This window comes from Nocardia glycosmidis (assembly GCF_052545115.1).
Genome location: NZ_JBQWRH010000009.1, coordinates 232,634 through 240,465, shown reverse-complemented (window position 1 = coordinate 240,465; position 7,832 = coordinate 232,634). Strand labels below are relative to the sequence as shown.

Here is a 7,832-nt window from a genome sequence, read left to right as displayed (position 1 = left end):
ACCCGTTCCGAGCATGGCGGGTGGCGGCATCCGGGCGCGACGGTTTGCGTCGCGATGATTCGAAGGTGACCAGCGTTCCGGGTATGGGATACGAGTTTCAAGTTCGTCGACTGCGCGGACCCCCACACGCTTGCCGATTGGTGGGCGGAGGCGCTGGGCTGGGAGGTCGAGCCGCAAGATGAGGAATTCATCCGGAGCATGGTCACTCAGGGGCACGCGTCCGACGAAGACACCACGACACATCGAGGCAAGCTGGTATGGAAGGTTGGGACAGCCATCCGCCATCCTGGTCGGCCGCGCGTCCTCTTCCAGCTCGTCTCCGAGGCGAAGACGGTCAAGAACCGTATGCATCTGGACATTCGGGTGGGGTCGGACCGCAGGGCAGCTGAGGTGGAACGACTCGTCGGCATGGGAGCCGAGGTGCTGCACGAGGGTCGGCAAGGGCCCTATACATGGGTAACCATGAGCGACCCGGAAGGCAACGAGTTCTGCCTCGCGTGAGCGGGGCCGACGAGGAGGTGCGGGCAGAGCCGGGCAGGCCGGCCGTGTGCCGCAGCGGAATTCCGTCATATTCGGGACATTTCAGGCATTTTGCCCGGTGTTTACAGACGCTGAGTGGAGCTATTTCCTGACCGTGCTGTTCAGGCGAGCTAGCGTGGTGTTCGGGAGGGCGTTTTCCTGAAAAAAGGGAGGTCGCCGTGGAGACCGAAAAAATCGATGAGCGGCTCCTCAGCCGCATTACCCGGCTTTACGCCGAAAACGACGATATTCGCAACGCCACACCGCGCGCGGAGATCGCCGAACAGATCTGTGAACCCGGCATCGGACTCGCTCGGATCATCGAGACGATCATGGTGGGGTACGCCGATCGGCCGGCTCTCGGGCAACGCGCGAGCGAGCCGCATACCGACGACCGCGGCCGGGCGAGGCTGACACTGCTGCCGCGTTTCCAGACCATCACTTACGGCGAGCTGTGGGAGCGCGTGCGCGCGGTAGCCGCCGCGTGGCACGGTGATCCACAGAACCCGCTGAACGCGGGCGATTTTGTCGCCGTGCTCGGCTTCACCAGCAGTGATTACACCACCCTCGACCTGGCCTGCGCGCATCTAGGCCTGGTCGCGGTTCCCCTGCAATCCGGTGCACCCGTGCCACAGCTGACCGCGATCATCGAGGAGACCACGCCGCGTCTGCTCGCCGCGACACCGCAACTGCTGGACGCGGCCGTGACGTCCGTCTTGTCGAACCCCGCGCCGCGACGGCTGGTGGTCTTCGACTACCACCCCGGCGACGACGATCAGCGCGCGGCGGTCGACGCGGCCCGTGCCCGGCTTGCCGATGCGGGTAGCCCGGTCCGAGTCGAATCGCTCGACGAGGTGCTCGCGCGCGGCAGGCTGCTGCCGCCCGCGCCGCTCTTCGTCGCCGAGCCGGGCGCGGACCCGCTGGCGCTGCTGATCTACACCTCCGGGAGTACCGGAAGGCCGAAAGGGGCGATGTACACCGAGCGGCTGGCCACTTCGCCGTGGCTGAACCGGCAGGTCATCAATAAGTGGCTGGATCGCCCGGACGTCGCCGCGATCAATCTGAACTATATGCCGATGAGTCATATCGCAGGCCGCGTGTCGCTGACCAACGTGCTGGCGCGCGGCGGCACCGCGTACTTCGCGGCCAAGAGTGACATGTCGACCCTTTTCGACGACATCGCGCTGGCCCGGCCGACGGAGCTGTTCTTCGTCCCGCGGGTATGTGACCTGGTCTTCCAGCGTTTTCAGAGCGAGATGGATCGGCGTGGCGGACCGAGCACCGACCGGGTCGCGCTGGAAGCGGAGGTGAAAACCGAACTGCGCGAAAATTTCCTCGGCGGACGGATGATCATGGCCGGCGTTGGGAGCGCCCCGGTGTCGGCGGAGATGAAATCGTTCATCGAGTCGGTTCTCGACCTGGAGTTGCACGACGGATACGGGTCCACCGAGGCGGGCGGCGCCGTCATCGTAGACAACCAGGTGCAGCGCCCACCGGTGCTCGAGTACAAGCTCGTGGACGTGCCCGAGCTGGGATACTTCCGCACCGACCGACCACATCCACGTGGCGAGCTGCTGTTGAAGTGCACCACCCTGATTCCGGGCTACTACAAACGGCCGGAGGTCACCGCCGAGATCTTCGACTCCGACGGCTTCTACAAGACCGGTGACGTTGTCGCCGAGCTCGCGCCGGACCGGCTGGCTTACCTCGATCGGCGCAACAACGTCCTGAAGCTCTCGCAGGGCGAGTTCGTCGCGGTTGCGCATCTGGAAGCCGTCTACGCGACCAGCCCGTTGATCCGGCAGATCTTCGTGTACGGCAGCAGTGAACGCGCCTATCCGCTCGCTGTGATCGTTCCGACCGAGGACGTCCTGGGTTGGGGCGACCTCGAGAAGGCGAAGGAGGCGCTGAACGAGTCGCTGCGACAGTTGGCCAAGGACGCCGACCTACAGTCCTACGAGATCCCGCGCGACTTCCTGATCGAGCCCGAGCCGTTCACCTCCGCCAACGGATTGCTGAGCGGTATCGGAAAGTTGTTGCGACCCAAGCTGAAAGAGCGCTACGAGCCGCGCTTGCAGCAGCTGTACGCCGAATTGTCCGCCGGACAGGCGAACGTACTGCTCGATCTGCGTCGCGCGGCGGGCGAACTGCCGGTGCCGGCGACGGTGCGGCGGGCGGCGATCGCCGTGCTGGGTGCTGTCGGCGCCGATCTGCCGGCCGACGCGCACTTCACCGATCTCGGTGGCGACTCGCTCTCGGCGCTGTCGCTGTCGAACCTGCTGGGGGAGATCTTCGGTGTCGAGGTGCCGGTATCGGTCGTGATCAGCCCGGCCAACGGGCTGCGCGAAGTGGCGAACTATATTGCGGCTGAGCGTGATTCGGGTGGCCGGGTCACTGCGTTCAGCGCCGTGCACGGTGCCGGGGCGCAGCTTCGCGCCGCCGACCTCACACTCGACAAGTTCCTCGACGCCCGCACCCTCGCCGCCGCGCCGACACTTCCTGGCCCCTCCGGCACGGCGCGCACGGTGCTGCTCACCGGCGCGAACGGCTATCTCGGGCGTTTCCTGTGCCTGGAGTGGCTGCGGCTGATGCACGAGGACGGGGGCACGCTCATATGCCTGGTCCGGGGCGCCGACGAGGCCGCGGCCCGCAAGCGCCTCGGCAGTGCCTTCGACAGTGGAGATCCAGCGCTGATCCAGGATTTCCAGGCGCTGGCTGCCGCGCACCTGGAGGTGATCCCTGGCGACATCGGGGACCCGCGGCTGGGCTTGGACGACCGGGCATGGCACGAGCTGGCCGAGCGCGTGGACCGGATCGTGCATCCCGCGGCGCTGGTCAACCATGTCCTGCCGTACCGGCAACTATTCGGCCCGAACGTGGTCGGCACCGCCGAACTGATCCGCCTCGCCCTCACCACCCGGCTCAAGCCGTTCACCTATCTGTCGACCGTCGCGGTGGCCACCCAGATCGATCCGGACGTCTTCACCGAAGACGGCGACATTCGCGAGATCAGTCCGGTACGGGCCGTCGACGACAGCTACGCCAACGGCTACGGCAACAGCAAGTGGGCAGGGGAGGTGCTGCTGCGCGAGGCCAACGACCTGTGCGGCCTGCCCGTGACGGTGTTCCGGTCGGACATGATCCTCGCCGACAGCCGCTACGCCGGCCAGCTCAACGTGCCGGATATGTTCACTCGACTGTTGCTGAGCCTGATCGTTACGGGGATCGCGCCGTTCTCCTTCTACCGCACCGACGCCAACGGTCACCGTGCGCGCGCCCACTACGACGGCCTGCCCGTCGACTTCACCGCCGCGGCGATCACCGCTCTGGGTGCGACGGCCACCACCGGCTTCCGGAGTTTCGACGTTCTCAACCCACACGACGACGGCCGCTCGCTCGATGAGTTCGTCAACTGGCTGAACGCCGCCGGTTACCGGATCGAGCGGATCGCCGACTACGACGAGTGGTTCACCCGTTTCGAGACCGCGCTGCGGGCACTGCCGGAAAAACAGCGCCAAGCGTCAGTGCTGCCGCTCCTGCACGCCTACCGCAGCCCCGCCCCTGCCGTTCGCGGCTCCGTATTGTCCGCCGAGAAGTTCCGCGCCGCCGTCCGGACCGCGGAAATCGGTCCCGTCCACGATATTCCGCAGATATCCCGCGAACTGATCGAGAAATACGGCACCGATCTGAGACTGCGGAGCCTGGTGTAGTTGTCCCTTCATCCGACCGACCGCCATCGAAATGCTAGGAGGAGCTGGGCACGAGATCCAGCAGGGCCTTACCGATCCGCTCGGCTTGGATCAAGACGTTCGTCTGAGCTGAGATGTAGTCGCCGATACCTTCTTCTTGGGCGGCCCGCAGGTAGGGTGGCAGCGGCTGCTGGATCTCGGTCCGGATGACGTTCTCGAGCAGCGACGCCATCTCGCCGCGCAACGGATTGCCGCTCGCGGCCTGGTTGTCGAGCTCGAGTCGGCCGCCGTCGGTGCTGTAGTCGTAGAGTTCGAATTCCTGCTCGCGCGCCGTATCGATCTGGATCTGACCGCGCACCCACTGCGAGTAGGAAGCGAACTTCGCGTCGGCGGTGCGCACCATTGCCACGTGACCAGGTGCGTTCTCGTTGAACAGGATCGCGGCCTCTTCGATCGAGGCCTCGTCGGTGGTGTGCGCGACCCAGGGCCGGCCCGCGGCGCCCGCGTTACGGCAGAGCGCGGCCAGGTCGAGTCGTCCGCTCAGATGTTCGTAGCGTCCGTCGCCGCGCCAGGCGTCTGCGCCGGTGGCGATGGTGAGCAGCAATGGCGTGAAGTCGACGCTGGAGGTGAGCTGGGTCCGGGTGCTCGTTCCCGTGACCGGGCTGAGGTAACCGCGCGGATCGTGGACGTAGAGCGGAACGCGCAGCGCCTCGTCGTAGGCGGCGCCGCCTTTGCCGTGCAGGCCGTGCGAACCGGCGTAGTCACCGTGGTCGGAGGTGAAGACGATGACGGTGTTCGCCGCGACGTCCGGACGGGAGTACAGGGTGTCGAGCACGCGCCCGATCTGGATATCGACTTGCTGCTGAGCCCAGAGATAGAGGTTGCGCATGTCGATCCAGGCGTGCATGGCTTCCGGCGTGCCGTACGGCGCCGGCCCGAACGCCACAGCCGAGACCTCGACCAGCGCCATCTGCAAGCGTGGCTTCTTCGACAGCTGGTCGAGTGATTCGAAATTGGGTGGCAGGTCGTTCACCCAGCGCGGGATATCGGCGTTGAATTGGTCGCGCCGGGTCCAGCGCGGCCACCACTGGATATCGTGCGGATTGACCAACGACACGGTGGTACACCACGGTGCGGCACCGGAGTCGTTGTGGAACCAGTCGGTGAATTGGTCCACGATCTTCGGATCCGCTTGCAACCCTTGGCCCGGCGCGCCGTTGGGGGAGGGATAGGTGCCGCCGCGGAAGCCGTACGCCTCCAGCGCGCCCGGCGTGCGATCCGGGTAGCTACCGAGATGCCACTTGCCCCAGTAGGTGGTGTCGTACCCGTGTTCGCGCAGCATCGACCCCCAGGTCGGGAACAACGGTGTCAGCGTCGACTCCGACACGACCATGACGCCGGTCTGCTGCGAGTAGAGGCCGGTCAGCAGGCAACCGCGTGCTGGTGTGCAGTCGTTGGCGGCGGTGTAGTGGTGCTCGAATGACACACTGCCCGCGCGGATCCGGGCAATATTCGGCAGTACGCTATCCAATGTTTCCTGGGCGGGAAACCACATGGGGGTGCGCATCTCGTCCACGATGACGATCAGGATGTTCGGTTTATCCGGATCGAGGTCCGCTCGCGCTTTGCCGGGGGCGGCCCCGCTGGAGAAGGCAGCCGCGGCCGTTGCCGAGGTGGCCGCGCTGGTCAGAAATCCCCTTCGAGTGAACGAGCTCGGCAATGTTCCTCCACGAATGAGTGATGTTCGGCCATCGAATGGAACGCGGCGTATCTCGGTGCTGTCACCGTATCGCCGCCCGGCGGTCGGTCCGCTCCGAAGCGCCGCAGACACGCCGTTGCCGAGCCGGACCTGCTACCGCAGGCCCACCAGATCCGCCATCAGGCTCATGTGGTGGGTGAAGTACTCGGCGCGGGCTTCGATGGTGCTGTCGAGGCGGCCGAAGATTTCGAAGTTGAGCAGGCCGAACAGGTGGGTCCACGCGACGAAAACCCGGTCGAGCACCTCCTCGGGCAGGTCGGAGGATTGCTGCTCGATGAGGCGGCGCAGGTCGGCGCGCACGGGTGCGGGCAGCGGAGTCGGAAGCGGCGGCGTCAGCTCTTTCGCGCCTGCCTGCGCGATCGCGACGAGCCGGAAGACGACCGCCGCCGCAGGCGCGACGGTGTCATCCGGTGCGTCGTAACCGGGCACCGGACTGCCGTAGAGCAGACCGTATTCGGCCGGATGCGCCAGTGCCCAGTCCCGCACGGAATGGCACACCGCAAGCCACCGAGTGCGGGGATCGGCGCCGGAGCTTGTCGCGTCGGCGGTGTCGGCGGTGTCGGCGAGCGCCTGGTAGGCCTCCATGATCAGGGCGGTCAACAGATCGTCGCGGCTCGGAAAGTACCGGTAGAGCGCAGACGCGACGATGCCCAGGTCGCGCGCCACCCCGCGTAGGGAGAGGTTGGTGCCATCCATCGCCAAACGCCTGCGCGCGGCCGCCTTGATCTCCTCGGTCATCTCGGAGCGGACGCGTGCGCGCAGCGACGGGGCGGACATGCCCGAAGTATAGAGAACAGCCAAGTGTTGAGAGAACGTATGCGCGGGATGTGAACAGTGTTCTTGACTCGGATTGATGTTCGCAACTATGCTCGTCCGCGAGAGAGAACAGCGTTCTCGAAACGGAACGCTCGACAGAATGGATTGCCATGTCCCGGTATGTCGTTATCGGAGCCGGTCCGGTCGGATCGGCCACCGCGCAGCTGCTTGCCGCGCGCGGTGACCAGGTGCGCTTGATCACCCGGCGCGGTCACGGCCCTGATCATCAGCTGATCGAACGCATCGCCGCCGACGCGACGGATGCCGCGGCGTTGAGCCGGCATTGCACCGGCGCGGGCGTCGTCTTCCAATGCGCTCAGCCGCCGTACCACCGCTGGACCACCGACTTCCCGCCGCTCGCCGCCGCCGTGCTGCAGGCGGCCGAGGTGACCGGCGCCGCGTTGCTCAGCGTCGGAAACTTGTACGGCTACGGGCAGGTCGACGGGCCGATCAGCGAGCGGCAGCCACTGCGCCCCAACAGCAAAAAGGGGCGGTTGCGGGTGCAATTGTGGGCCGAGGCCCTGGCCGCCCACCAGGCGGGCCGGATCCGTTTCGCCGAGGTGCGCGGGTCGGATTACCTGGGTGCTGGGGCGAAATCGATTTTCACCGTCATGGCGCTGCCCGCCGTGCTCGCCGGCCGCCGGGTGCTGTTTCCCGCCGATCTGGATGTCGCGCACAGCTGGACCGATGTCGGTGACACTGCGCGTACTCTGGTCGCGGTAGCGGATGACGAAAATGCCTGGGGCCGAGCGTGGCACACGCCTACGGCGCCGCCGATGTCCATCCGTGAGCTGGCCGGACTGGCGGCGACGGTCGCCGACGCTGCACCCGCGCGCGTTGCCCGAATGCCCGCCGCGATGCTCTGGGCCGCCGGACTTTTCGCTCCCGACGCCCGTGAGCTGGGCGAGCTGCGCTACCAGTTCGATCGCCCGTTCATCATCGACTCCTCAGCTGCCACTGCCGCATTCGGCATCGAGCCGACCCCGACCGCGGATGCGCTGCGCGACACCATCGCCGACCGGCGCGCCGAATCGGTCCTGCACTGAACC

At 66.5% G+C, this 7,832-nt stretch carries 4 protein-coding genes and 1 pseudogene; 3 read left to right on the top strand and 2 right to left on the bottom strand.

Annotated features, from left to right (window positions below; all coding sequences use genetic code 11):
• The first annotated feature begins 83 nt into the window (after nucleotides 1–83).
• Together ACT86A_RS14240 and car are read left to right on the top strand one after the other, a co-directional pair.
• Nucleotides 84–501 (top strand): annotated as a pseudogene (locus ACT86A_RS14240) (VOC family protein).
• A 197-nt stretch (nucleotides 502–698) separates the two neighbouring features.
• Nucleotides 699–4,229, top strand: coding sequence for a carboxylic acid reductase (car, locus tag ACT86A_RS14235; protein WP_445092570.1), 3,531 nt, complete (start codon nucleotides 699–701; stop codon nucleotides 4,227–4,229).
• Nucleotides 4,230–4,263: 34 nt separating this feature from the next.
• Here car and ACT86A_RS14230 read toward each other — a convergent pair whose 3' ends face one another.
• Nucleotides 4,264–5,928, bottom strand: coding sequence for a sulfatase-like hydrolase/transferase (locus ACT86A_RS14230; protein WP_445092569.1), 1,665 nt, complete (start codon nucleotides 5,926–5,928; stop codon nucleotides 4,264–4,266).
• A gap of 132 nt (nucleotides 5,929–6,060) precedes the next feature.
• A complete protein-coding gene (locus ACT86A_RS14225) occupies nucleotides 6,061–6,744 on the bottom strand; it encodes a TetR/AcrR family transcriptional regulator (protein ID WP_445092568.1) in 684 nt (227 codons plus the stop codon).
• Between the two features lie 149 nt (nucleotides 6,745–6,893).
• Between ACT86A_RS14225 and ACT86A_RS14220 the strand changes: the two genes are divergently transcribed.
• Nucleotides 6,894–7,829 (top strand): NAD-dependent epimerase/dehydratase family protein, encoded by a 936-nt coding sequence (locus ACT86A_RS14220; protein WP_445092567.1) that lies wholly within the window; start codon nucleotides 6,894–6,896, stop codon nucleotides 7,827–7,829.
• The last annotated feature ends 3 nt before the right edge of the window (nucleotides 7,830–7,832 follow it).

Excerpts from the sequence above, each read along its gene's own strand:
- ACT86A_RS14225 (WP_445092568.1), bottom strand. The coding sequence starts at position 6,744 with ATGTCCGCCCCGTCGCTGCGCGCACGCGTCCGCTCCGAGATGACCGAG.
- ACT86A_RS14220 (WP_445092567.1), top strand. The coding sequence starts at position 6,894 with ATGTCCCGGTATGTCGTTATCGGAGCCGGTCCGGTCGGATCGGCCACC.